The 25,584-nt window shown below is 29.7% G+C and carries 21 protein-coding genes, 1 pseudogene and 1 riboswitch; of the genes and pseudogenes, 14 read left to right on the plus strand and 8 right to left on the minus strand.

The window, feature by feature from the left end; genetic code table 11:
• Positions 1-5 precede the first annotated feature (5 nt).
• From Q0684_RS11405 to lysA, 4 genes and pseudogenes are all read right to left on the minus strand, one after another.
• Positions 6-2,129: pseudogene (locus Q0684_RS11405) on the minus strand (Tex family protein).
• 194 nt (positions 2,130-2,323) lie between these two features.
• Entirely contained in the window at positions 2,324-2,839 is a 516-nt protein-coding gene (locus Q0684_RS11410) for a GNAT family N-acetyltransferase (RefSeq protein WP_299016745.1), read from the minus strand.
• A 10-nt stretch (positions 2,840-2,849) separates the two neighbouring features.
• Positions 2,850-3,461 (minus strand): fumarylacetoacetate hydrolase family protein, encoded by a 612-nt coding sequence (locus tag Q0684_RS11415; protein ID WP_299016746.1) that lies wholly within the window; start codon positions 3,459-3,461, stop codon positions 2,850-2,852.
• A 96-nt stretch (positions 3,462-3,557) separates the two neighbouring features.
• The gene (gene lysA, locus Q0684_RS11420; RefSeq protein ID WP_299016747.1) at positions 3,558-4,796 is read right to left on the minus strand and encodes a diaminopimelate decarboxylase; all 1,239 of its coding nucleotides are present in this window, start codon (positions 4,794-4,796) and stop codon (positions 3,558-3,560) included.
• A 269-nt stretch (positions 4,797-5,065) separates the two neighbouring features.
• Between lysA and Q0684_RS11425 the strand changes: the two genes are divergently transcribed.
• The 8 genes from Q0684_RS11425 to Q0684_RS11460 all read left to right on the plus strand — a co-directional run bounded on the left by Q0684_RS11425 (position 5,066) and on the right by Q0684_RS11460 (position 13,356).
• On the plus strand, positions 5,066-6,925 hold the full coding sequence (locus tag Q0684_RS11425; protein ID WP_299016748.1) for a DNA topoisomerase IV subunit B: 1,860 nt from the start codon (positions 5,066-5,068) through the stop codon (positions 6,923-6,925).
• Between the two features lie 491 nt (positions 6,926-7,416).
• Positions 7,417-7,545: a hypothetical protein gene (locus Q0684_RS11430; RefSeq protein ID WP_299016749.1), complete on the plus strand. Its 129-nt coding sequence runs from the start codon at positions 7,417-7,419 to the stop codon at positions 7,543-7,545.
• Between the two features lie 28 nt (positions 7,546-7,573).
• Complete coding sequence (locus Q0684_RS11435; RefSeq protein ID WP_299016751.1) at positions 7,574-7,768, plus strand: hypothetical protein; 195 nt, start codon at positions 7,574-7,576, stop codon at positions 7,766-7,768.
• An 89-nt stretch (positions 7,769-7,857) separates the two neighbouring features.
• Positions 7,858-8,076, plus strand: coding sequence for a hypothetical protein (locus Q0684_RS11440; RefSeq protein WP_299016754.1), 219 nt, complete (start codon positions 7,858-7,860; stop codon positions 8,074-8,076).
• Between the two features lie 31 nt (positions 8,077-8,107).
• Positions 8,108-8,635 carry an ORF6N domain-containing protein gene (locus Q0684_RS11445; protein ID WP_299016756.1) on the plus strand — a complete coding sequence of 176 codons (528 nt, stop codon included), beginning with the start codon at positions 8,108-8,110 and terminating at the stop codon, positions 8,633-8,635.
• Between the two features lie 162 nt (positions 8,636-8,797).
• Entirely contained in the window at positions 8,798-11,536 is a 2,739-nt protein-coding gene (locus Q0684_RS11450) for a DNA gyrase/topoisomerase IV subunit A (RefSeq protein ID WP_299016761.1), read from the plus strand.
• A gap of 160 nt (positions 11,537-11,696) precedes the next feature.
• Complete coding sequence (locus Q0684_RS11455; RefSeq protein WP_299016764.1) at positions 11,697-12,032, plus strand: DUF2834 domain-containing protein; 336 nt, start codon at positions 11,697-11,699, stop codon at positions 12,030-12,032.
• The gene (locus tag Q0684_RS11460; RefSeq protein WP_299016767.1) at positions 12,022-13,356 is read left to right on the plus strand and encodes a LuxR C-terminal-related transcriptional regulator; all 1,335 of its coding nucleotides are present in this window, start codon (positions 12,022-12,024) and stop codon (positions 13,354-13,356) included. The genes Q0684_RS11455 and Q0684_RS11460 overlap by 11 nt, the downstream gene beginning before the upstream one ends.
• Positions 13,357-13,493: 137 nt before the next feature.
• Here the strand turns inward: Q0684_RS11460 and Q0684_RS11465 are convergent, their stop codons facing one another.
• Positions 13,494-14,603 carry an ABC transporter substrate-binding protein gene (locus tag Q0684_RS11465; protein WP_299016771.1) on the minus strand — a complete coding sequence of 370 codons (1,110 nt, stop codon included), beginning with the start codon at positions 14,601-14,603 and terminating at the stop codon, positions 13,494-13,496.
• A gap of 105 nt (positions 14,604-14,708) precedes the next feature.
• On the opposite strand from Q0684_RS11465, the gene Q0684_RS11470 reads away from it, so the two are divergent.
• The 3 genes from Q0684_RS11470 (at position 14,709) to Q0684_RS11480 (ending at position 18,867) form a co-directional block, all read left to right on the plus strand.
• Entirely contained in the window at positions 14,709-15,629 is a 921-nt protein-coding gene (locus Q0684_RS11470) for an ABC transporter substrate-binding protein (RefSeq protein ID WP_299016773.1), read from the plus strand.
• A gap of 27 nt (positions 15,630-15,656) precedes the next feature.
• Positions 15,657-15,893: riboswitch (cobalamin riboswitch) on the plus strand.
• A gap of 30 nt (positions 15,894-15,923) precedes the next feature.
• The gene (locus Q0684_RS11475; protein WP_299016775.1) at positions 15,924-17,798 is read left to right on the plus strand and encodes a TonB-dependent receptor; all 1,875 of its coding nucleotides are present in this window, start codon (positions 15,924-15,926) and stop codon (positions 17,796-17,798) included.
• Between the two features lie 10 nt (positions 17,799-17,808).
• Positions 17,809-18,867: a DUF5074 domain-containing protein gene (locus Q0684_RS11480; protein WP_299016777.1), complete on the plus strand. Its 1,059-nt coding sequence runs from the start codon at positions 17,809-17,811 to the stop codon at positions 18,865-18,867.
• A 75-nt stretch (positions 18,868-18,942) separates the two neighbouring features.
• Here the strand turns inward: Q0684_RS11480 and Q0684_RS11485 are convergent, their stop codons facing one another.
• From Q0684_RS11485 to Q0684_RS11495, 3 genes are read right to left on the minus strand one after another with little or no spacing between them, the layout of a single operon-like run.
• Entirely contained in the window at positions 18,943-19,455 is a 513-nt protein-coding gene (locus Q0684_RS11485) for a hypothetical protein (protein ID WP_299016780.1), read from the minus strand.
• A gap of 3 nt (positions 19,456-19,458) precedes the next feature.
• On the minus strand, positions 19,459-20,175 hold the full coding sequence (locus tag Q0684_RS11490) for a DUF3307 domain-containing protein (protein ID WP_299016783.1): 717 nt from the start codon (positions 20,173-20,175) through the stop codon (positions 19,459-19,461).
• Positions 20,160-20,789, minus strand: coding sequence for a SatD family protein (locus tag Q0684_RS11495; RefSeq protein ID WP_299016786.1), 630 nt, complete (start codon positions 20,787-20,789; stop codon positions 20,160-20,162). The genes Q0684_RS11490 and Q0684_RS11495 overlap by 16 nt, the downstream gene beginning before the upstream one ends.
• A 205-nt stretch (positions 20,790-20,994) precedes the next feature.
• Here Q0684_RS11495 and Q0684_RS11500 point away from each other — a divergent pair, with 205 nt between their 5' ends.
• From Q0684_RS11500 to murA, 3 genes are all read left to right on the plus strand, one after another.
• A complete protein-coding gene (locus tag Q0684_RS11500) occupies positions 20,995-23,316 on the plus strand; it encodes a UvrD-helicase domain-containing protein (protein WP_299016790.1) in 2,322 nt (773 codons plus the stop codon).
• A gap of 153 nt (positions 23,317-23,469) precedes the next feature.
• Complete coding sequence (locus Q0684_RS11505; protein WP_299016792.1) at positions 23,470-24,126, plus strand: DUF4290 domain-containing protein; 657 nt, start codon at positions 23,470-23,472, stop codon at positions 24,124-24,126.
• Positions 24,127-24,129: 3 nt separating this feature from the next.
• Complete coding sequence (murA, locus tag Q0684_RS11510) at positions 24,130-25,440, plus strand: UDP-N-acetylglucosamine 1-carboxyvinyltransferase (RefSeq protein ID WP_299016794.1); 1,311 nt, start codon at positions 24,130-24,132, stop codon at positions 25,438-25,440.
• Positions 25,441-25,584: the final 144 nt, after the last annotated feature.

The following is a 25,584-nucleotide window of genomic DNA, read 5'->3' on the forward strand; positions in this document are numbered from 1 at the left end:
TAAAATTATTTCACCAAAGCCAACTGAATTCTCTTTCGAACCACATCCACCTCTAAAACTTTTACAATAATTTGCTGTTGTAAACTTACAATTGCATTTACGTCTTTTACAAAAGTATCAGACAAATTAGAAACATGAATTAGACCACTTTCTTTAATGCCTAAATCTACAAAACAACCAAAATTTGTAATGTTATTTACAATTCCTGGTAACAATTGGCTAATTCTTAAATCGTTTAAGGTCTTTATATTGGCATCAAAAGAAAAAGCTTTTGCCTTTGCTCTGGGGTCTAAGCCAGGTTTTTCTAATTCTTTAACAATATCTTTTAAAGTAGGTAAGCCAATATTTGTAGCCACATAATTTTCTAATATTATTTGTTGAATAATTTCTTTATTTCCAATTAAATCAGAAACTTTTAAGTTTAAATCTTTGGCAATTTTATCAACAACACTATAACTTTCTGGATGAACCCCAGAATCATCTAAAGGATTTTTACCATTTTTAATTCTTAAAAAACCTGCGGCTTGTTCAAATGCTTTTCCTCCTAATCTTGGTACTTTTTTAATTTCTTTTCTAGAAGAAAAAGCACCGTTTTCATTTCTATAATTAACAATGTTTTCTGCCAATTTTGGTCCAATACCAGACACATAACTCAACAAAGATTCACTGGCAGTGTTTATATTTACACCAACTGTATTTACACAGTTTTCTACAGTTTGGTCTAATGCTTTTTTAAGTTTGGTTTGATCTACATCATGCTGATATTGTCCAACTCCAATAGATTTTGCATCAATCTTAACCAATTCTGCTAATGGATCTTGTAAACGTCTACCAATAGAAACAGATCCACGAACAGTAACATCATAATTTGGGAATTCTTCTCTAGCAATTTTAGAAGCCGAATAAATTGATGCCCCAGCTTCACTTACTACAAAAACATCTACTTTGTTTTTAAACTGAATTTTTTTTACAAATTGTTCTGTTTCTCTAGAAGCTGTTCCATTACCAATAGCAATTGCCTCAATTTTATGAGCATCTACTAAAAAACTAATTTTTTTAATAGCATCTGTCTTTTTGTTTTGTGGTTCGTGTGGAAAAATAGTTTCATTATGTTCTAAATCTCCTTGAGCATTTAAACAAACCACTTTACAACCCGACCTAAAACCAGGATCTATTGCTAAAACTCGTTTTTCTCCTCAAGGAGCGCCTAAAAGCAATTGTTTTAAGTTTTTAGTAAACACTAAAATTGCTTCATCGTCTGCTTTTTCTTTGGCTAAAGTTAATCTTTCATTGGCTAAAGAAGGGTATAATAAACGTTTAAAAGCGTCTTTTATGGCGAGTTCTATTTGAGGTGAACATTCGTTTTGAGATCTTATTACTCTATTCTCTATTCTTTGCAGAATTCTTTCAGAATCAATTTCTATTTTAATTCTTATAAAACCTTCACTTTCTGCTCTTAAAATTGCTAATAATCTGTGTGAAGGAATTTTGTTTAAAGACTCACTCCAATCAAAATAATCTTTAAATTTTTGTGCTTTTTCTGAATCTTTTTCTTTCTTTATAATTTTAGATGAAATAATTGCAAATTTTTCTAATTCCCTTCTAATTGTACCTCTAATATCTGTTCTTTCATTAATCCATTCTGCAATAATAAAACGAGCACCTTCTAAAGCATCTTCTTTTGTTTCAACTTTGTTGGAAATGTATTTTGAAGCGGTATAATGCAAATCGTTTACACGCTGACTCATAATCATTTTTGCCAATGGTTCTAAGCCTTGCAAACGTGCAGTTTCTGCTTTGGTTTTTCGTTTTTTCTTGTAAGGTAAATACAAATCTTCTAAAGCTATTAAATCTTTAGCACTATTTACTTTTTCTGATAATTCTGTAGTTAAAACATTTTGTTCTTCTAGAGCTTTTAGAATTGCTTTTTTACGTTTTTCTAAGCCTTCAAAAATTTCTTTAAATTTTACAATAGCACCAATTTCTACTTCATCTAAATTGCCAGTCTTTTCTTTTCTATATCTGCTGATAAAAGAAATAGTAGCATCTTCTTTTAGTAAAGAAAGCGTGTTTTTTACAGATTTCTCAGAAAGTTGTGTTTGCTGAATTATGTATTGAAGAATTTGCATTTTGTGTTGTAGGTAAGAAGATAATAAATGTTAATTATCAGTTTAAGACTTCTCGATACAATTTCGCAAAAAAGCGAAATCACTAGAAGTAACAAAGATCAGCATTTATTCATAAAAATTGATGAAATCTGTTACTTCTAGTGAAATTCTTTTTTCAAGAATTTTTTATCGAGAAGTTAATTCAGAATATTACTTTAAGAAATCACTTTCTCAAAAGCCAAACGTTTTGCGTTGTAGCTTGTGTAGATAATTCCGCAATATTTATAGCCTAATTTTTTAATAAGATTTTGCATTCCAACATTATCTTCATGCGTATCAATTTTTAAACTTTTTACGTTTTTGTCTTTTAGTTGTTTGTGAAATACTTCAAACAAAAAAAGCGCTAAACCTTCTTTTCTATGCTCTTTTTTTACTGCCATTCTATGAATTACGCCATAAACTTCATCTTCAGAAATAATCCACTCACCATCAATCACTTTTTGGTAAGTTGGTTCTTTTCTTAAGGTGAACATAGAAGTAGCAATTATTTTATCATCATCATTAAAAACAACAAAACTTTCGCCATTTTTAATATCATTTGCTACTTGTTCTGCATTAGGATATCCATTTTGCCATTGCTCTATATTTTGTGATGCTAAATAGGATTTTGCATCATCAATTATAGTCATTATTGCAGGAATATTTTCTGTTGTAGAAAGTCTAATTTTCATAAAAAAGTAATTAAATCATTTTAAAATCTAACAATAATTCGCCATTTACAGCACATTGTAAATGGTCTCCTTTAAAAATTTCTCCTTTACCAAGGGCAGGAGTTCCTGTAAAAATTAAATCTCCAGGTTGTAAGGTCATATATTTAGAAATAAAAACAATAATATCTGCAAAATCGTGAATCATATAAGCTGTATTGCTTTCTTGTTTTAATTCGCCATTAATTTTTAAATCGAAATTAATATCACCTAAATTATAATTAGTAACAGGTTTAAAACTAGACATTGGTGCAGCACCATCAAAACCCTTGGCAAATTCCCAAGGATGTTTGGTTTCTCTAGCATCTGCTAAAATATCTTTAGCGGTATAATCTATTCCAACAGCAATTTCAGAAATGTAAGCATTTGCATTCTCTTTGCTTATGTTTTTGCCTTGTTTACCTATTTTAATTACCAATTCAACTTCGTAAATTAGTTGGTTTGTAATTTCACTAGGATAATGAACATCACAATTAACAGCCAAACTACTTTCTGGTTTAGAAAATATAAATTTTTTGCCCTTTTTCTTTTCTGGAATGTCTTTTAAATCGGCTACATAGTTACTTCCAATTCCTAATATTTTCATGGTATTTTACTTTTGATTGTGGTGTAAATGTAAATAAAAAATCCACTTAAAAGAATACTTTAAAGTGGATTTATTGATTTGTTATTTTTAAAAACTTTAAGCAGAAACAGATGCTTTTTTAGTTGAAGGTTTTAAATCTATAATTTCTTGATTATGCAAAATATCTTGAATGGTTTGACGTTTTCTAATCAAATAATCTTTTCCTTCGTGCACCATTACTTCTGCAGGTAAATATCTTGAGTTATAGTTAGATGCCATAGAAAAACAGTAGGCACCAGCATTGTGGAAACAAAGAATATCTTCTTCAGAGATTTCTGCAATTCTACGATTAGAACCAAACGTATCTGTTTCGCAAATGTAACCAACAACAGAATAATATCTATCTCTACCAGTTTCATTAGAAATATTGCTAATTCTGTGGTAAGAATCGTACATCATTGGTCTTACCAAATGATTAAAACCAGAATCTACATGTGCAAAAACTGTAGAAGTTGTTTGTTTTACTACATTAACTTTTGCTAAGAACACGCCAGCTTCAGAAACTAAAAACTTACCAGGCTCAAACATTAAGGTAATTTCTTTACCATATTCTTTACAAAACTGATTGAAACGTTCTGATAATTGTACACCTAATTGCTCTATATCTGTAGAAATATCTCCTTCTTTATAAGGCACTTTAAATCCACTACCAAAGTCTATAAAATCGATGTTTTTAAATTGTTTAGCAACGTCAAATAAAATTTCTGATGCACGTAAAAAAGTATCGATATCTAAAATATCTGAACCTGTGTGCATGTGAATTCCGTTAATATTCATTCCTGTGTTTTCTACAACTCTTTGAATATGTGGAACTTGGTGAATAGAAATACCAAATTTAGAATCTATATGACCTACAGAAATTTTAGAATTTCCACCAGCCATAATATGTGGATTGATACGCACACAAACAGGAATATTCGGGTGTTTTTGTCCAAATTGCTCTAAAATAGAAAGGTTATCTATATTTATTTGCACACCTAATTTAGCCACTTCTTCAATTTCTTGTAAAGAAACTCCGTTTGGTGTGTAAATTATATTTTTTGGGTCAATTCCTGTAGTTAAACCTAATTGTACTTCTTGATGAGAAACGGTATCTAAACCAGCACCTAAGTTTTTTAAAACTTTTAAAATATTAATATTAGAAAGTGCTTTTACAGCATAATTTAATTTTAAATTTTTAACTCCATTAAAAGCGCCTGTTAATCGGTTATATTGCGATGCTATTTTTGCAGTATCATAAACATATAAAGGACTTCCGTATTTATTTGCTAATTCTAAAAGTTGTGCGTTTTCCACGATATTTTTATTTAATTTTTATCAAAAGTAATTAAAAAATAGGGTTAAATATTATTTGTTTAAAAATAAAACAAATTGTTTTTTATTGTGATTTTCTTCGGCTTTTAGCTATTCGATTTTTGACATTAGCTAACAGCAAAAAGCCATAAACAAATAGCTAAATCTTCGTTGAAATCATGTTGATAACTAATTGCTTTAATTGTTTCTTTTTTTGATGTGAAGCCTTATTTTTACGAGTACTGCAAACTTAATTCTAGTAACGATTTTTTATGAGTCAAGAAACAAAATATACAGAAGATAATATTAGATCTTTAGACTGGAAAGAGCATATAAGAATGCGTCCAGGAATGTACATTGGTAAGTTAGGAGATGGTTCTTCTGCAGACGATGGAATTTATATTTTGGTTAAGGAAGTTTTAGATAACTCTATTGATGAGTATGTAATGGGCGCTGGTAAAACCATAGAGATTTCTATTCAAGGCAGTAAAGTTACCGTTAGAGATTATGGGCGAGGAATTCCTTTAGGAAAAGTGGTAGATGTAGTTTCTAAAATGAATACTGGTGGAAAGTACGACTCTAAAGCCTTTAAAAAATCGGTTGGTTTAAATGGTGTGGGTACAAAAGCCGTAAATGCACTATCTTCTTATTTTAGAGTAGAATCTTCACGTGAAGGGAAATCTGCTTCTGCAGAATTTAGTCAAGGTAATTTAGAAAATCAAGAGTTTTTAGAAGAATCTTCTAGAAGAAAAGGAACAAAAGTACAGTTTATACCAGACGGAGAGATTTTTAAGAACTACAAATTCAGGAATGAATATGTAGCAAAAATGTTGAAGAATTATGTGTACTTAAACCCAGGTTTAACCATAATTTTTAATGGAGAAAAATTCTTTTCAGAAAACGGATTAAAAGATTTATTGGAAGACAACAACAATAAAGATGATATGTTGTATCCAATAATTCATTTAAAAGGAGACGATATTGAAGTTGCCATTACACATAGCAAAACACAATATTCAGAAGAATACCATTCTTTTGTAAACGGACAACATACCACACAAGGAGGTACACATCAATCTGCATTTAGAGAAGCTGTTGTAAAAACAATTAGAGATTTTTACGGTAAAAACTTTGAAGCATCAGACATTCGTAAATCTATAATTTCTGCAATTGCCATTAAAGTGATGGAACCTGTTTTTGAGAGTCAGACTAAAACAAAATTAGGTTCTACAGATATGGGAGGAGATTTACCAACGGTGAGAACTTACATTAATGATTTTCTAAAAACAAAGTTGGATAATTTTCTGCACAAAAATACAGTTGTAGCAGATACGCTTCAGAAGAAAATAATTCAGGCAGAAAAAGAACGAAAAGAACTTTCTGGAATACGAAAATTAGCAAAAGATAGAGCTAAAAAGGCCAGTTTACACAATAAAAAATTACGCGATTGTAGAATTCATTTGGGTGATGTTAAAAAAGACAATTATTTAGATACCACTTTGTTTATAACAGAGGGAGATTCTGCCTCTGGTTCTATTACAAAATCTAGAAATGTAAATACACAAGCCGTTTTTAGTTTAAAGGGTAAACCTTTAAATTCTTACGGATTAACTAAGAAGATTGTGTATGAAAATGAGGAATTTAATCTACTACAAGCCGCTTTAAATATAGAAGATGGTTTAGAAGATTTACGTTACAACAACATTGTAATTGCTACAGATGCAGATGTTGATGGAATGCACATTCGTTTGTTATTAATTACATTTTTCTTGCAGTTTTTTCCTGAATTGATAAAAGAGGGGCATTTGTATATTTTAGAAACACCGCTGTTTAGAGTTCGTAACAAGAAACAAACGTTTTATTGTTATTCTGATGAAGAAAAGCGTGAAGCAATAGAAAAATTAAGAGGAAAACCAGAAATAACTCGATTTAAAGGTTTGGGTGAAATTTCACCAAATGAATTTGTACATTTTATTGGTGATGATATTCGTTTAGACCCAGTAATGTTAGATAAAGACATGACCATAGATCAAATGTTGCAGTTTTACATGGGTAAAAATACACCTGATAGACAAAAGTTTATTATAGAGAATTTGAAGGTTGAGTTGGATTATGTGGAGGATGAAGTTTAATCCTACCCTAAATCTTTTCCATTTCGTCTGCGCTCAATGCAGGCTTTAGAGAGGACTTTGATTTGTTAATGGTTTTGGTTAAATATAAATTTAAAAATCCCTCAAAGGGTTTTAAACCCTTTGAGGGATGAAAAAGAATACATAATTTAAAATTTTAATTAAAGAACAATATTTAGAAACAGAAAATATTTAGGATTATTCTCTTCTTTTATGATGGCGTTTACTTTACAGATGATAAAAATAGGATTATAAAAGAGGAAGTAAAGGTATTATAGATCTGATAGGTTTTTAAAACCTAAAAGATAAAGCTAAAAAAAATAATTTTATGAAAATAAAGTTTCAAACAAAAGAGGAGAGTAATCTAGAACAGAAAAAGATTTTTTTGAGCCTTGCTCCCGAAGTTAGAGTTCTTTACTTTTATAGATTAATGGAAAGGTTAAAGAAGTTTCCAACAAAGGAAAAAAGCTGTAATAATTTTAAAATTGTAATACATGAATAACCTCTGGGAAGATAAAATTAATTATTTTATTTCTTTAGCAAACACATATCAAGTTAAGATGATTATGGTTGGCGCAGGTGCAGGTATTGCACAACAGTTACAAGAAATAAATATAAAATAACTTTTAATTAAAAGTAGCAATCTATTTTATGAAAACAGCAAAAAAAGTTTTTAATATATTTTCAATAATTTTTGTGTTGATTTTTATTTTCTGGTTGACTCAGATAAATTATAGTGATTTTTCTTTCAAAGAAAACACGTCTGCTTATTTAGGTTTGTTATCTTCTTTTATGATGGCGTTTGCTTTACAAATGATTAAGGGTGGCATTAAAGAGAAGAAGTAATATATTATATAGACCCTTCAGGTTTTAAAACCTGAAAGGTCTGATTGATACAAGATAATTTTTTATAGATTCTTTGAATTATAAATAGAATGAAAAATAAAAATAGAAAACTGATAGAAATATTTTGTTTTATTGCAGTAGGAATCATATTTCTAGTGAATTTATTAGAATTAAATTATGATAATTTAAGTTGGAAAGAGAATAGTGGAGCATATTGGAGTATTATTTCTGTAAGTTTTATTTTTTTATCGTTCGTTTTTAATTCTAAAAAAGAAAATGAAGTAAAAAATAACAGAAACTGTAGATGACAATTTTTGGTTTTAAGATGATAAAAAGCTAATGAAAGAAGATAATTTAATAATTCCTGATGAAATAATTTCTAATAAAATTTATTTGATTCGTAATCAAAAGGTAATGTTAGATAGGGATTTAGCCGATTTATATCAGGTAGAAACAAAAGTTTTAAAACAAGCTGTAAAAAGAAATTTAAATCGTTTTCCAGAAGATTTTATGTTTCAATTAACTAAAAAAGAGTTTGAAAACTTGAGGTCACAATTTGTGACCTCAAGTTGGGGAGGAACTAGATATTTACCATCAGTCTTTACAGAACAAGGAGTTGCAATGTTGTCTAGTGTTTTAAAAAGTGATAGAGCTATAGCCGTAAATATTAAAATTATTAGAATATTTACAAAAATGAGAGATTTATTGACTGATAATTTAAGTTTACAATTAGAAATTGAAGACATTAAAAAGAAAATGAACAATCATGATAAAAATATTGAATTGGTATTTTCTTATTTAGATGAATTGGTTGAGAAAAAAGAGGATGAAAAGGCAAGAACCAAAATAGGTTATAAAAAAGATTAAAAAAGGCGAAGATTTAATTAATAAGCCCGCGTTAGGGATTGAACGGCATGTTTGAGCTCTTGCGCTTTTTTAGCGCAAAGCGAGTAGTGAAAGCCCGTTTAAACGCCCAAAATAATGAACAAATACACTATTAAACGATTAAACAGTTAAACGTTTTTTTAAATGAGTGAAGAAATAAACGAGAACGAACACGAAGAGGAGTTAGAAAACTTGCAAGAAGAGCAAACAGAAACCATTACCAAAGTTACAGGAATGTACAAAGAGTGGTTTTTAGATTATGCGAGTTATGTAATTTTAGAGCGTGCAGTGCCTTCTTTAGAGGATGGTTTAAAACCTGTGCAACGTAGAATTATGCATTCTATGAAAGATTTAGACGATGGACGTTACAATAAAGTAGCCAATATTGTTGGGCATACTATGCAATATCACCCTCATGGAGATGCTTCTATTGCAGATGCAATGGTGCAAATTGGTCAGAAAGAATTGCTGATTGATATGCAAGGAAACTGGGGAAATATTTTAACTGGAGATAGAGCTGCTGCTTCTAGATATATTGAGGCGCGACTTTCTAAATTTGCGTTGGATGTGGTTTTTAATCCGAAAACTACAGATTGGAAATTGTCTTATGATGGACGTAGAAAAGAGCCAATTGATTTGCCAGTAAAGTTTCCATTATTGTTGGCACAAGGTGCAGAAGGAATTGCAGTTGGGTTGTCTACTAAAATATTACCACACAATTTTATTGAGCTAATTGATGCTTCTATAAAATATTTAAAAGGACGTAGTTTTAAAATTGTACCTGATTTTTTAACTGGCGGAATTGCAGATTTCACCAATTATAATGATGGTAAAAGAGGAGGAAAGGTGCGCGTAAGAGCTAAAATTTCTCAGTTAGATAAAAAAACGTTGGTCATAAATGAAATTCCGTTTTCTACTACAACTTCTTCTTTAATAGATTCTATTTTAAAAGCGAATGATAAGGGAAAAATAAAAATAAAAAAGATTGAAGACAATACTGCTGCAGAGGTAGAGATTTTGGTGCATTTACCGCCAAATGTATCACCAGATAAAAGTATAGATGCTTTGTATGCTTTTACCAATTGTGAAACTTCTATTTCGCCTTTGGCATGTACCATTCAAAACAACACTCCTGTTTTTACGGGCGTTTCAGATATGCTAAAACATTCTACAGATTTAACGGTAGAATTGTTGAAAAAGGAATTGGAAATTCAGTTGAATGAATTGGAAGAACAATGGCATTTTTCTTCTTTAGAGCGTATTTTTATAGAAAATAGAATCTATAGAGATATTGAAGAAGAAGAAACTTGGGAAGGTGTAATTGAAGCAATTGACAAAGGTTTACAACCACATATAAAACACTTAAAACGAGCAATTACTGTTGAAGATATTACGCGTTTAACGGAGATTCGTATTAAAAAAATATCAAAATTTGATATTGACAAAGCCAAACAATTTATAGAAAGCTTAGAAGAAAAAATTGCTATTGTAAAAAATCATCTAGCAAATTTAATTGATTTTGCAATCGATTATTTTAAGCGTTTAAAAGAAACTTACGGTAAAGGAAAAGAACGCAAAACAGAGATTAGAATTTTTGATGATATTGTAGCGTCTAAAGTTGCTATGAATAACACAAAACTCTATGTAAATAGGGCAGAGGGCTTTATTGGAACATCACTTAAAAGAGATGAATTTGTGTGCGATTGTTCTGATATAGATGATATTATTATTTTTAGAAAAGATGGGGTAATGTCTGTTACTAAAATAGACTCTAAAACTTTTGTTGGTAAAGATATTATTCATGTTGCTGTATTTAAAAAGAAAGACAAAAGAACGGTGTATAATTTTATGTACAGAGATGGTACAAAAGGTACTTCTTACATGAAACGTTTTAATGTAACTTCTGTAACAAGAGACAAAGAATACGATTTAACTAATGGCAATAAAGGCTCTATTGTACATTATTTTTCTGCAAATCCAAATGGAGAAGCAGAAACAGTTACAGTTACCTTAAAATTAGTTAGTCGTTTAAAGAAACCTAAATTAGATATAAATTTTGCAGATTTGTCTATAAAAGGTAGAGCTGTAAGAGGTAATGTAATTACTAAATATGCTATTAAAAGTATCGATTTTAAATCTGCTGGAGTTTCTACATTAAAACCACGTAAAATTTGGTTTGATGATGCTGTACAACGTTTAAATGTAGATGATAGAGGAGAGTTGCTAGGCGAATTTAAAGCAGAGGACAAGCTATTAATTATAACCCAGAGTGGAAAAGCTATGGCTGTAAAACCAGACTTGGCAATGCATTTTGAGGATGATATGATTGTTTTAGAAAAATGGAACCCTAAAAAACCTATCTCTGCCATTTATTTTGATGGTGAAAAAGAACGTTATTATGTAAAACGTTTTTTAATTGAAACTACAGATAAAGAAGAAGATTTTATTTCTGAACATCCAAAAAGTCAGTTAGAAATTGTGGCTACAGATTTTAGACCTGTAGCAGAAATTCAATATTCTAAAAGAAGTTTAGAAAACGAAAAGGTTAATTTTGAGGAATTTATAGCTATTAAAGGGATTAAAGCGCAAGGAAATCAATTAACTACAGATAAAATTAAAAATGTAAATCTTTTAGATTCTTTGCCTTATGAAGAGCCAAAGGAACAAGAAGTTGAAAAAAATGAAACAAGTAAAGAACCTTTTTTAGAGGATAAATTGCCTTTAGAAATACCTGTAGTTAAAAAAACAGCGGTTATAGATGAACATGATGCTAAGTCAGCTTCAGCATTAAGTAAAGAGCATAAAAAGAATGATTTGTTGAAGAAAGCAATAAAAAAGAAAAAAGAGAAAACAGATGATGAAAATCAGCAGACTTTGTTTTAAGATTTTAAAAACTGAGTAGTAGATTTTTTGCAGAGAGCACCTAGGGTTTTTCATTTTTTACTACAGAGCAATCTCACACATAAAAAGGAAGATTTAACTCATAAATAGTAGAATTTCTAGACAAGATTAAAATGACAGAATTGAATAACATTTTTAAATTATGAAATTAAAGCACTGGTATCTATTTTTAGCGATTTTAGGTGTTTGCTATACTTGGTATTATAATATTCAATATTTTAATACTGTAGAAAACGCAACATTTATTGGTTTTTTTAAAGATGCGCAACAAAATTTTGCGGGCAAATCTTTTGGAGCAGACTTAACTGTGGTTTGCCTTACTTTTTTCGCTTTTTTAATACCTGAATCTTTACGATTAAAAATTAAGTTTTGGTGGGTTTTAATTCCGCTCACTTTTTTAGTAGCAGTTGCTTTTACATTTCCTTTGTTTTTGTATTTAAGGCAACAAAAAATAGATCTAGCACAAGATGAGGTTTAGAATTCTTTTTTTCATTTTATTTTTAGTAGTTAGTTTAACTAATGCGCAATCAGACATTTTTTTCTTTAAAGATGTGGCTGGTAATTTAGATTTTGCAACAGTAAAACAAAAATCATTTAAAGTTTTAGAGAAACAAATATTAGAAGAGTATTCAGAGGCTGTTTATTGGTTTAAAGTACCGCCAAAAAATACAGATTCCGTTTATGTTTTTAAAGTTTTATATGAGAGAATACAGCAGGCTAAAGTTTATAAAGGGAAACAGCAATTAAGAAAATTGCAAAATGAAAGGTATCTCACATATCAATTTTCTAGAGATACTACTGTATATATAAAAGTAAACCCCAAATTGCATGGGTACATACCTGTTTCTTTAGAAACTAAAGAAAAATCAACTTTAGCTAATAATAATGCATTGTTACTAAACGGATTTTATTATGGTTTTGCTGTTTTAGTTATTATTTACAATTTATTTTACTTCTTTTTATTTAAAGATGATGCTTTTTTGTTTTATGCGTTGTTTTTGACAAGTATGACCTTTGGATTATTTACTATGGATGGAATGTTAAATTTTTACAACATACCAGAAAATGTAAATACTATTTTAATGACATTAAATTACTCTTCATTAGCCTATTTTTCTTCAAAATTTGCGTACAGTTACATGCTTTTGGATAGGTATTACCCAAAAATTAAAAAGTTAACTAATCTAATTGGTGGTGCTATAGTATTACTAACTGTTTTGTATTTTTATTATGGTAATTACTACTTTTTACTTTACTTAAATTTACTTGTATTTGGAATATTTTTGTTGTTTTGGTTTTGTGCAGTATTACTTTTCAATAAAAACATCTACATTAAAATATTAACTATAGGCTATGCAATTATTTTATTTTCTGCTATAGATTTTTACATTTTTAAATTTTTAGGAATACCCTTTGGTAATATAAACCCTATAAATATAAAAATTGGTGCATTTTTAGAAATGATTATTTTATCTATTGCCGTTTTATATAGAGTAAAGGTTATTAAGGAAGAAAATGAGTTTATGCGAAGTGACATTATACAATATTCTAATGAATTGAAAACTTTAAAAGCAAATAACCAACAAGACAATACAAAGAATGGAGTTTTAGATTTAAGCTTAAGAGAATTAGAAGTTTTTAATTTAATAGTTATCGGAAAAACAAATAAAGAGATTTCTAATGAAATTAACATCTCTATTAACACTGTAAAATTTCATTTAAAAAATATTTATGATAAACTAAACATTAAGAGTAGAAAAGAAGCTAAAAATTTAAATAAGCCCTTAAACAAAGGGTTTTAAGTGCAGAACTACCCAAAAACTACCCATTTAAAATGTAATTTTTAAACTTAATAATAATATATTTGTGGCATTCCCCCACAAATCCCCCACTTTAAAATTTAAAATTTTAAACTTCAACCATTTTGGTTGAAGTTTTTTTATTTGATTTTATCAAAAAAAGTAAGCTGGTAATTTGGTAGTAATTCTGGATGTGTAATTTTCAAAATATCTTTTAACAGTGCATCAGGTTTTATAGCAGAAGTTTCAAAATATATTAAACCACCAGTAGCTCCTTTTTTATTAGCGTAGGTATACACTTTATTATTTTTAAAAGCATTAAAATTTTGATATTGTTCACTAGAGTTTTCCATCTCTTTTTTGGTTTTATACAAACCACAACCAATCCAATAAGTTGCATTTTGTGCCTTGTCTAAAACGGTTTCTATACTTAAAGGTAAACTACCCGTTTTTTTAGAGTTTTTCCAAAGGTAATTGGTATTGGCATCTTTAAAATAGGTAGCAATAAAACTTTTTCCTCCAGGGGCATACCAAACATCACTAAATAAATTACCAGACAAAACAGTTGGTTTGTCTTTTGCTTTTAAAGCTAGCTCTTTAGTAGCAAGATATCGCTGTTCAATGGCTTTAAAAATACTATCAGCCTCTTTTTCTTTATTTAGTAAAGCCCCAAAAAACTTTATCCATTCTGCTTTGCCTAAAGGAGTTTCCTCTAACCAGTCTCCATTGTAAATTACGGGTATTTTACTTTTTAAAATTGTTTTAAAGCTTTTATTGCTGCCTTCTAAGCTAAAAGCCACAATTACATCTGGAGATAGCTCAATTAATTTTTCTGTATTTATGCTTTGTGCAGTGCCTAGCTCTTTAATTTTACCCAATGCAATGCGCTTTCTTGTTTTTTTTGATGAAATAAATTGTGTCTGAGGAAAACCAACAATGGCATTTTCTGCATTTAGCAACTCTAACATTGGTATGTGTGTTGTACTTGTGGCAACTAGACTTTTAACAGGAGTTTTTAATTTGTTTTCAGCTAAATTTGTAACATTACCTAAAATAAAAGTATACTCTTTTTTTGCTTTTTGATATGGTTTTTTAATAATTAATTTTGTAATCTTTTCTTCTTTAACAATATCAAAACCCTTTGCATACTTTATAGTTTTGCTGTTTTTTAAATGTATTTCTGTACTTTTTTCATTCTTACAGGAAAATAATAGAAAAGTAAAAAAGAATAAAATAGGATAAATTTTCATAAGATTTAATTGTAACAATTAACTCTACAAAGATTAGAAACATTTTTTTATTTTTTAAGATAAAACTTACAAAACAATGTAAATTTGCTTTAAAAATATTTTTTTATGAAAGTATCTTCTTTTATGCCAGCAGTTACCCAAATGATTTATGATATGGGTTTACAAGATTATTTAGACGGAATAACCTTTGAATGTCCTGCAATTGCTTTAAAAGAAAAGCAAGTTGCTGTGCGTTATAAATTAGAAGGGCAAACGTTAACTAGCCAAGAAATTAATACTATTTTTTCTAAAGCTAAAGCTGATGGAGAAACTTTGTATTATGTAGATGAATCTGTTTTAGAAGCGGTTGCACCAGATATTATTTTTACGCAAGATGTTTGTGATGTCTGCCAAATAGACACGGAATGTGTTGCAAATTCTGCTTATAAATTACCCAAAATTCCCAATTTAATTTCTGTAACACCAAATTCTTTAGAAGATGTTTTTGATAATGCGTTAACAATTGCCTCAGCAATGAATAAAAAGGAAATTGGTTTGGCTTATGTAGCGCAATTAAAAGAAAGAATTCATGCTATTGTAGATCAACAAAGAGCAAAAAGATTGCAGTCTAAGAGTGTTTTATTGTTAGAATGGATAGATCCATTATTTAACTGTGGGCATTGGATTCCACATCAAATAGGTTATGCAGGTGGTATTGATTTACTCTCGCATCCTTCTGGAGATAGTATTGTAATTTCTTGGGATAAAATTGTAAAATACAATCCAGAAGTACTAATTATTGCACCCTGTGGTTATGACGTAAAAAGAACGCAAGAAGACATGAAGTTTTTAGAAGAAAAACCAGAATGGAAAACTTTAAGAGCTATACAAAACCAACAAGTTTATATTGCAGATTTTGATATGTTTACACAATCATCTGCCAAAACTTTGGTAGATGGCATTTCTTGTTTATCGCAAATGATACATCCAAAACACTTTACAACTACTGCTGCATTACAACAAAAATTCGTGAATTATAAGTCTTAATTTGTTTGTTATAACATAAAATAGCCTACATTTGAAAAAAATTAAGGTTTTATTCTAGGCAACTAGAGTAAATTAAAAGGGAATTTGGTGTAAATCCAAAGCTGTTCCCGCAACTGTAAGTTTATGCTACTATGTAGCACCTCTTTGTAGGTTGTTATGAAATCTTAAGCCACTGTTTGCTTTCTGAAGAATATTCAGAATAAAAATGGGAAGGCATCATAACAAGAACGAGTCAGGAGACCTGCCTAATTTTAAAAATCTATAAAAACTTTCGGGATAAAAGTTTTAGTGATTATGAAAAAATATGTCTTATTTTTTTTAGTAATAGGCACGTATACATGCAATGTATTTGGCCAAAAAGATTCTTTAGCAACCTTGCTTAAAGAAGTAATAGTTGTTGCGGATAAATCTTTTAAAAAGAACTCTAAAAGTTCTAAAGTAGTAGCTTTAAAAGATTCTGTATTGTTTAAAAACACAGAGTCGTTTGCATCTTTATTACGTTTTAATGCTCCCATTTACATAAGAGAATTTGGTGCTGGTGGTACAAGTTCTGCAAGTTTTAGAGGTACTAGTAGTTCTAATACAGCAGTAATTTGGAACGGAATTAATATAAACTCTATAAATAACGGCCAAACAGGTTTTAACTCTTTAACTGTAAGTTTGTTTGATGATATTAATATTAGAAGCGGTGGTGGTAGTTTAGAATATGGCTCTGGTGCAATTGGTGGTACAGTACATTTAAACGATACTTTTGTTTTTAAGGATGCTGAAACTATAGAAAACCAGTTTATCGTATCTGCAGGTAGTTATAATACTTCTAATAACTTGTATAAATTTAAGTATTTTTCTAATAATTTAGCTGTAAAATTTGGGGTTTCCTATAATGCTTCAGATAACGATTATCCATTATTAGGTACCAATTTAAATAACGAGAATGGTGCATATAAAAATGTTAGTTTTAATGGGGGTTTTTCCCATAAAATCACTAAATGTTCTGAATTAAACTTGTATTCTACCACTTATTTAGGAGAACGTTTATTTTCTGGTGAACTGCCAAATCCTTTGGTTGCCAATGATAAATATAAAGATTTTAATCACCGAAACTTAATAACTTATAGTATTGCTAAAAACAATTATACAAATCAAGTTAATATTGCTTATCTAACTGAAGAGTATCGTTTTTTTGATGATAAAAATAGTGAGAATTTCAATTTTGGAAGCTCTGAAAGATATCTGGTTAGTAATCGATTTGGGTATGATTTCAAAAATATAAATGCAACAATTAGTTCTTTTACAGAATACGAATCTATTTTTGGTAAAACAGATCAAATATCAGAAAAAAATAGAAGACAGTTTTCGCAGTCTATTTTGTTTAATCAACATATTAATAACCTGTTTTTTTATGATGTTAAAATTAGAAAAGATTTTAACTCTGATTATAAAGTGCCTTTTACTTATGCGGTTGGCACAAAATTAAAGGCTTTTAAACACCTTTCTTTTAGAGCAAACGCTTCTAAAAACTTTAGAGCGCCTACTTACAATGATTTGTTTTGGCCTGGCCAAGGAAATTTAAGCTTGAAACCAGAAACAGCATTACAAGGTGAGTTTGGTATAGTCTATGCCAACAAAAATTTTAAAATAGATGTTGCAGGTTTTTATATTTCTGCGAAAGATAAAATTGTTTGGAGCCCAAATGGAGACCCACAAAGAGCTGGTATTTGGACGCCTATTAATTTATCAGACTCAAAAAATAAAGGAGTTGAAGCGCTTTTAGAATATGCAACGAATATTGGTGCGCATACGCTACAAATAAATGCGAATTATAGTTATACACATGCAAAAAACACTGAGACCGATACCTTTTTAATTTTTGTGCCGAAACATTTATTTAATGGAAGTGTTGGGTATCAATATAAAAAGATTAGTGCTTTTTATCAACAATTATATACAGGTGCTACTTTTACTACAGAAAGTAATTCGCCAGATTTTGTAATTCCTAGTTTTTTTGTAGGTAATGTTGGGGTAGATTATCTATTTCTAAAAACAGCGCAAACAAAACTTTCTTTAGGAGTAAAAATTAATAATGTATTGAATCAACTTTATTTTACCCAGCCTAGAAGGCCTTTACCAAATAGAAATTTTAACTTAAACATAAACTATAAATTTTAAACAAATGAAAATGAAAAAATTACCAATAACACTAGCACTTGCCGTGCTTTTTTTAACTTCATGTAAAAATAGTGAAGAAGATATTTTACCAAAAGGAGATTTTGAAAATGGTATTTTAATTAGTGGCGAAGGTTCTGGAGCTGGAACAGGTTCTATATCTTATGTATCTAATGATTTTACAATAACAGACAATCTTATTTTTAAAGATGTAAATAATTTAGAGTTAGGTACGTTTTTACAGTCGGTTGCTTTTGATAGTGAGAATGCATTTATTGTAGTAGATAATCAAAATACAATTACAGTTGCAGATCGATTTACTTTCGAGAAAAGAGGGGAAATTACAACAGATTTATCTACGCCTAGATTTATGGCAATTGCTGGTAATAAAGGGTATGTGACCAATTGGGGATCTACTGCTAGTGCAACAGACGATTTTATTGCAGTTGTAGATTTGTTAACTTTAACTGTAGAAAGCACAATTCCTGTAGGTAATGGTCCTGAGCGAATTATAGAAAGAGACAATAAATTATATGTGTCTCATAAAGGAGCTTTTACAACTAATAATATTATTTCTGTTATAGATATTACCTCTAAAGAAGTAAAAGAAGTTACTGTAAAAGACAATCCAGATGAAATGTATTTTAATAGTGCAGGGCAATTAATAGCACTGTCTTCTGGTAGAACTATATTTGATGCAGATTTTAATGTAATAGGTAATACTTTAGGTAGTATTGCAACAATTGATACTACAAGCTTAAGCATTACAAACGAACTTGTATTTGAATTAGGAGAACACCCATCTTTAATGGTGTTAGAAAACAATACGTTGTATTACAATTTAGGTAGTAAAATATATGCAATTCCTGCAGATGCAACTAGTTTAGCTACTTCAGAAATTATTACTGCAGAAGGTTTCTTGTACGGTTTTGAGGTAGAAGGAGATAACTTATTTACTTTAAATGCCAATTTTTCTGATGTTAGTGATTTGAATGTTTATAGCATTGCTACTAAATTAAAAACACAAACAAAAGAAGTTGCTTTAGGTGCATCAAAAATTTACTTTAATTAGAAAAACATAACGAAAAAGAGAAGAGAGAGTGTTAAAAAGTCATTTGTATTCATAGAATACAGGTGGCTTTTTTAATTACAATAAATCTTTTACTTCTTTTTTTATAAAAGCAATGGCAGTTTCTGTTGGTGGTAAAGTTTTAGAATAATCTATTAACACATTTTCTCTTAAATCGTTCGCAGAATTAGAGGTTTCAGAAAGCTGTCTTAGTTTATTAATTACTGCGTTTTTTGCGGCTAAAATGGCCATCCAAGTTTCATCAGAAATATAAATTTGTTGTACTAAATTGTGTTCGTATTCTTGTTCTATATTTGCTAATAATAACTGTAAATAATCTGGGGTATTATCAGAAATTGGCTGAATGCGCATTAGCATTTTTACAGGGTTTATTCTATCACAAAATAACAACATTCTTTCATTGGCTTGCAATTTTGTGGGCAAAGCTTCTTTTTTTCTTAGAGCTAAGAGTTCTAATCTTTTTTCTTCATTTTTATTATTGATGAATCCGTTAAACATATAATAAGCTACAAAGCCTGTAACTGCAGCAGGTAAAATATATGCAATACTTTCTATAATTTTATCTTCCATAATTTATAATAATGTTATTAAATACGAATATAAGATTCCTATTAAAATAGCCAATCCAAAACTTAACAAAGTACCAATTAAAATATATTCCGTTAATTTCCTGTCTTTAGATGCTGTTAAATCTCCAAACCTAAAAACAGATTTTGCAGCTAATAAAAAACCAATCGCTTGCCAATTATTGGTTACAATAAAAGTAAAAATAAACAAGCGTTCTAAAATACCAATATATTTTCCTGCTTTGGCTAAAGAAGCATCTTTTTCTTTCTTTTTTTCTGGTGTCCATTGGCTAATAATTATTTTTATAAGTAAAGGAGATACATGTGTAATTAAAGACAGCGCCGTAAAAAAAAGTACAGTTTTATCATTAAAAAGTATTGATAAAGAAAATGTGTTTTCATAGTATAAAGAGGCTATAACCAAAGCCAAAATGTGTAATATTTGATCTATAAAAAACCAAACTCTTTTGTTATTTTTCTTTTGAAAATAAAGTTTAGCAACATCAATACAAAAATGAGAAATTAAGAGAAATACAATGGCAAAAGCATATTGTTCTACTTCAAATTTAAGCAAGCATAAAAGTAACATTGCATGTATACCAATATGAAAATAAAGGTATAAAGATTTTATTTTCTTTTTTTCTTTGTCTTTAACCCATTTTGTAGGTTGCAAAACAAAATCGCCAATAATATGCGCTAGTAAAAGTTTTATAAAGAATAGCATCCGTTTATTTTTTTATGCGTTACCATTGTACGATATATTTTTTCGAATTGCATAATTTCATCTAAACCTGCTCTTTTTCTTCTTTCGCTGGCGCTACTTTCAGAAATATTTAATTCTTTAGCGAGTATTTTTTGGGTAGTGCCTTTATTATTTAAATATTTTACAGTAAATTCTGCTGAATTTTTAGTCCAATTATCCATTATTAATAGCGCCAAAGCTAATGAGGTATTCATTAATGTATTAAACTTTTCATCGTTTGTTAATACAGCTAAATTTTGTTTTTTTACAAGTGTATCAAAAGCTTTCCCACTAAATGTAAAAGCTTCTCCATTTCCTTCAGTAATACGCTTATAATTCTCGGTTTTTTCACCAATTCCAATTCCAATTCTAACATCTAAATTTTTAATTTGCTTTAAAATGGCTTTTAATTTTATGGTAAAAAACAAGGCATGTTCAGGTTGCTCTATTTCAACCTGAAAACTATCTCCTCTAAAAATTTCCCAAGTTTTTGGTGATGCTCCTATTTCTTGAAATGTTTTTTTGAGTAAAGACATCCAAATATTAGTGTCTACATTTCTAGAGTTTATAATGTCTCCTGTGATAATACTGGTCATAAACTAGTTTTTTTCAAAGATACTAAAATTATTCGGCTATTAACCCGAATATTACATAATTCGGGTTTTAAGACGAATTTGATATAATTCGGGTTTTAAGACGAACTTGTATGATAATAACTTGTGAATAAATTATCAACTTTTAGCATAAAAATAAAATGAGAGTTCTTAATTTAGTAGCTTAAACTCTACAAAAAAATATCTTTTGAGCAATTACTTAGATTCTTTAAATGAACCTCAAAAATTAGCCGTTTTACAAAAAGATGGTCCAATGATAATTATTGCGGGCGCAGGTTCTGGTAAAACACGTGTTTTAACTTACAGAATTGCGCATTTAATGACGCAAGGTGTAGATTCTTTTAATATTTTATCGTTAACGTTTACTAACAAAGCCGCTAAAGAAATGAAAGCGAGAATTGCATCTGTAGTAGGTGCAAGTGAAGCTAAAAATCTTTGGATGGGAACTTTTCACTCGGTTTTTGCACGTATTTTACGTTCAGAGGCAGATAAATTAGGTTTTCCAAGTAATTTTACCATTTACGATACTCAAGATTCTGTTCGTTTAATTTCGTCTATTATTAAAGAAATGGGTTTAGACAAAGAACGTTACAAACCCAAACAAATTTTAGGAAGAATTTCGTCTTTTAAAAACAGTTTAATAACTGTAAGAGCTTATTTTAATAATTCAGATTTACAAGAAGCAGATTTGCATGCAAGCAGACCAAAAGTAGGCGATATTTATAAAGAATATGTAGATAGGTGTTTTAAAGCTGGCGCAATGGATTTTGATGATTTGTTATTAAGAACCAATGAATTACTGGCTCGTTTTCCAGATGTTTTGGCAAAATACCAAGACCGTTTTCGTTATATAATGGTAGATGAGTATCAAGATACAAACCACTCACAGTATATTATTGTAAGAGCCTTGGCAGATAAATTTGGTAATATTTGTGTGGTAGGTGATGATTCTCAGAGTATTTACAGTTTTAGAGGAGCTAACATTCAAAATATCTTAAATTTTCAAAAAGATTATCCAGATGTTAAAACCTTTAAATTAGAACAAAATTATAGATCTACAAGTAATATTGTAAACGCTGCAAACTCTGTTATAGCTAAAAATAAAACCAAGTTAGATAAAGAAGTTTGGACAAGCAATGATGCAGGAGATTCTATAAATGTAATGCGCACCATTTCAGATGGAGAAGAAGGCCGTTTTGTGGCGCAATCTGTTTGGGAAAACATGATGAACAATCAGTTAACACCAGATAATTTTTGCGTGTTATATAGAACCAATTCACAATCTAGGGCTATTGAAGATGCTTTGAGAAAGAAGAATATTGATTATAAAATTTACGGAGGAATTTCTTTTTATCAACGTAAAGAAATCAAAGACATTTTGTCTTATTTACGTATTTTAATCAATCCAAATGATGAAGAAGCGCTAAAAAGAATTATTAATTACCCAGCACGTGGTATTGGTGCAACTACTATAGATAGGTTAACAATAGCTGCAAATCATTACAAAAAATCTATTTTCGATATTGTAAAATATATCGATAAATTAGACATCAAAATAAATTCTGGAACTAAAAACAAGTTACAGAATTTTATGAATATGATTTTGCGTTTTCAGATTGAAGCCAAAACTAAAAATGCATTTGAAATTGCAGAATTGGTTGTAAAACAAACGCTTTTAATTAAAGATTTAGAAAAAGATGGCACACCAGAAGCTGTAAGTAAAGTAGAAAATGTACAAGAACTTTTAAACGGAATTAAAGATTTTATTACCGACAAAATAGAACAAGGAGAAGATGCCTCTTTAACCTCTTTTCTAGAAGATGTGGCTTTAGCAACAGATTTCGATTCAGAAAAAAACGATGACAAACCTACCGTTTCTTTAATGACCATTCACCAATCTAAAGGTTTAGAATATGCGTATGTGTATATTGTTGGTTTAGAAGAAAACTTATTTCCGTCTGCCATGAGCATGAATACTAGAAGTGAGTTAGAGGAAGAACGTAGATTATTTTATGTTGCTCTAACAAGAGCAGAAAAGGTTGCTTATTTAACTTATGCACAAACCCGTTATAGATGGGGAAAATTAGTAGACGCAGAACCAAGTAGATTTTTAGAAGAAATAGACGATCAATTTTTATATTACATCACACCAAAAGTACCAGAACCTAGTATTAATAGATTTGTAGATAAATCTATTTTTGATGATGCGCCAAAAGGAATCCGTTTTCAAAAACCAATTCAACGTAAAAAAATGGAACGTGATTTGGCAAAAAAGAAAGAAGTTATCATTCCTAAAAATTTAAAAAAAGTATCGCAAGTTTCGCCTAAAATGAATCTTTTTGATGGTGAAATTGTAGTTGGTAATATTGTAGAGCACAACAGGTTTGGTAAAGGAACTGTAGTTGGTTTAGAAGGTAAAGGGCCAGATAAAAAAGCTGAAATTCAGTTTGCAACTGCAGGTAAAAAGAAATTATTGCTACAATTTGCTAAATTAAAGGTGGTTGGGTAATAAATTTTGAATTCGTAATTCGTAATTCATAATAATTAATTATTTTGCAACATTAAATAACTACAAGAATAAGTTGACAGTTCTAAAAAAGACAAGAACTCTATAAATTTCTAAAATTGATTAGAAATTTAAAAACTTCACAAAATTACATAAATGACATTCGATTTAGAATACAATTCAGAAAGACCGTTAATGATTATACCAGAATACGGCAGACATATTCAAAAATTAGTAGACCATTGCATAGCTTTAGAAACTAAAGAAGAACGCGATAAAATGGCAAAGGCCATTGTAGATGTTATGGGTAATTTACAACCACATTTGCGAGATGTGCCAGATTTTAAGCACAAACTTTGGGATCAGTTGTATATTATGTCAGATTTCAAATTAGATGCAGAATCTCCATATCCAACACCTTCAAAAGAAGAATTACAAGAAAAACCAGAAGCTTTAGCATATCCAAAATCTGCTTCTAGATATCGTTATTATGGCAACAACATACAAACTATGATAGATGTTGCTTTAAGTTGGGAAGAAGACGAAAAGAAACAAGCATTGGTATTTACTATTGCCAATCACATGAAAAAATGTTACTTAAATTGGAACAAAGATACTGTAGATGATGCTGTTATTTACAACCATTTATACGACTTATCTGACAGGAAAATAGATTTAAGAAATTCTGAAGAAACACTTGCAGAAAGTAAAAGTCTATTAAAGAAAAGAAATTCACAGGGGCAAAATCATTCTAGAAGCAACTATAAAAAGCCACACCACAACAACCAAAACAAAAACAGAAAAAGATATTAATCTATGGCATCATTTAAAATAGAGGGCGGACATAAATTAAACGGAACAATTACGCCACAAGGTGCAAAAAATGAAGTTTTGCAAATACTTTGTGCGATTTTATTAACGCCAGAAAGAGTAGTGGTAAATAATGTACCAGATATTATAGATGTAAATAAACTAATATTTATTCTTGGTGAGTTAGGTGTAAAAGTAGAAAAATTAAGCACAAATTCTTACGCTTTTCAAGCGGATGAAGTAAATTTACCTTATTTAGAATCTGAGGCATTTAAAAAAGACGGAAGCTCTTTAAGAGGTTCTATAATGATTGTTGGCCCATTATTGGCGCGTTTTGGTAAAGGATACATACCAAGACCAGGAGGAGATAAAATTGGTAGAAGACGTTTAGATACACATTTTGAAGGTTTTATTCGTTTAGGAGCAAAATTTCGTTATAATAAAGAAGAATCTTTTTACGGAGTAGAAGCAGACCAATTAACAGGAGTAGAAATGTTGTTAGATGAAGCCTCTGTAACAGGAACAGCAAATATTTTAATGGCAGCAGTTTTGGCAAAAGGCACCACAAAAATATACAATGCCGCTTGCGAGCCTTACATTCAACAACTATCTAAAATGTTGAATGCCATGGGTGCAAAAATTTCTGGTGTTGGCTCTAATTTACTAATTATAGAAGGTGTAAAAGCTTTAGGTGGTTGTGAGCATACAGTTTTACCAGACATGATAGAAATTGGCTCGTGGATTGGTGTTGCAGTAATGACGCAGTCTGAATTAACTATAAAAAACGTTTCTTGGGAAAACCTAGGACAAATACCAAACGTATTTAGAAAATTGGGTATCACTCTAGAAAAAAGAGGAGACGATATTTACATTCCTGAACAAGCATCTTACGAAATTCAGAATTATATAGATGGCTCTGTTTTAACCGTTGCAGATGCACCTTGGCCTGGGTTTACACCAGATTTGTTAAGCATTGTTTTGGTAATTGCTACACAAGCAAAAGGTACAGTTTTAATCCACCAAAAAATGTTCGAAAGCCGTTTGTTTTTTGTAGATAAATTAATAGATATGGGCGCAAAAGTAATCTTGTGCGATCCACACAGAGCAACAGTTATTGGTCACAATTTCCAATCGCAATTAAAAGCTACCAAAATGACGTCGCCAGATATTAGAGCAGGAATTTCATTATTAATTGCAGCTTTATCAGCTAAAGGAACATCAATAATAAACAATATAGAACAAATAGATAGAGGTTACGAAAACATAGAAGCAAGACTAAAATCTATAGGCGCAAAAATTGAAAGAATAGTAGATTAATATTATTTTATGGATAGGTTTCCAAAACCTCATAAGCATAAAAAAAAGTTATTAGGCTTATCTTGTTTAAATAATTAGAAACTATTTCCCGCTTTCCGTTATATCTTTTTGCTGAAAAAAGCAAAAAGGATGTCACTACAATCG

The sequence above is a fragment of the uncultured Polaribacter sp. genome (assembly GCF_947503875.1).
Classification (GTDB): domain Bacteria; phylum Bacteroidota; class Bacteroidia; order Flavobacteriales; family Flavobacteriaceae; genus Polaribacter.

Bases quoted from the DNA above. Each gene is read 5' to 3' on its own strand.
- Q0684_RS11465 (WP_299016771.1), bottom strand. From the start codon at position 14,603: ATGAAAATTTATCCTATTTTATTCTTTTTTACTTTTCTATTATTTTCC.
- Q0684_RS11445 (WP_299016756.1), top strand. From the start codon at position 8,108: ATGAAAGAAGATAATTTAATAATTCCTGATGAAATAATTTCTAATAAA.
- murA (WP_299016794.1), top strand. From the start codon at position 24,130: ATGGCATCATTTAAAATAGAGGGCGGACATAAATTAAACGGAACAATT.
- Q0684_RS11425 (WP_299016748.1), top strand. From the start codon at position 5,066: ATGAGTCAAGAAACAAAATATACAGAAGATAATATTAGATCTTTAGAC.
- Q0684_RS11440 (WP_299016754.1), top strand. From the start codon at position 7,858: ATGAAAAATAAAAATAGAAAACTGATAGAAATATTTTGTTTTATTGCA.
- Q0684_RS11430 (WP_299016749.1), top strand. From the start codon at position 7,417: ATGAATAACCTCTGGGAAGATAAAATTAATTATTTTATTTCTTTAGCA.
- Q0684_RS11470 (WP_299016773.1), top strand. From the start codon at position 14,709: ATGAAAGTATCTTCTTTTATGCCAGCAGTTACCCAAATGATTTATGAT.
- Q0684_RS11460 (WP_299016767.1), top strand. From the start codon at position 12,022: ATGAGGTTTAGAATTCTTTTTTTCATTTTATTTTTAGTAGTTAGTTTA.
- Q0684_RS11480 (WP_299016777.1), top strand. From the start codon at position 17,809: ATGAAAAAATTACCAATAACACTAGCACTTGCCGTGCTTTTTTTAACT.
- Q0684_RS11435 (WP_299016751.1), top strand. From the start codon at position 7,574: ATGAAAACAGCAAAAAAAGTTTTTAATATATTTTCAATAATTTTTGTG.
- Q0684_RS11475 (WP_299016775.1), top strand. From the start codon at position 15,924: ATGAAAAAATATGTCTTATTTTTTTTAGTAATAGGCACGTATACATGC.
- Q0684_RS11450 (WP_299016761.1), top strand. From the start codon at position 8,798: ATGAGTGAAGAAATAAACGAGAACGAACACGAAGAGGAGTTAGAAAAC.
- Q0684_RS11495 (WP_299016786.1), bottom strand. From the start codon at position 20,789: ATGACCAGTATTATCACAGGAGACATTATAAACTCTAGAAATGTAGAC.
- Q0684_RS11410 (WP_299016745.1), bottom strand. From the start codon at position 2,839: ATGAAAATTAGACTTTCTACAACAGAAAATATTCCTGCAATAATGACT.
- Q0684_RS11485 (WP_299016780.1), bottom strand. From the start codon at position 19,455: ATGGAAGATAAAATTATAGAAAGTATTGCATATATTTTACCTGCTGCA.
- Q0684_RS11455 (WP_299016764.1), top strand. From the start codon at position 11,697: ATGAAATTAAAGCACTGGTATCTATTTTTAGCGATTTTAGGTGTTTGC.
- Q0684_RS11415 (WP_299016746.1), bottom strand. From the start codon at position 3,461: ATGAAAATATTAGGAATTGGAAGTAACTATGTAGCCGATTTAAAAGAC.
- Q0684_RS11505 (WP_299016792.1), top strand. From the start codon at position 23,470: ATGACATTCGATTTAGAATACAATTCAGAAAGACCGTTAATGATTATA.
- Q0684_RS11490 (WP_299016783.1), bottom strand. From the start codon at position 20,175: ATGCTATTCTTTATAAAACTTTTACTAGCGCATATTATTGGCGATTTT.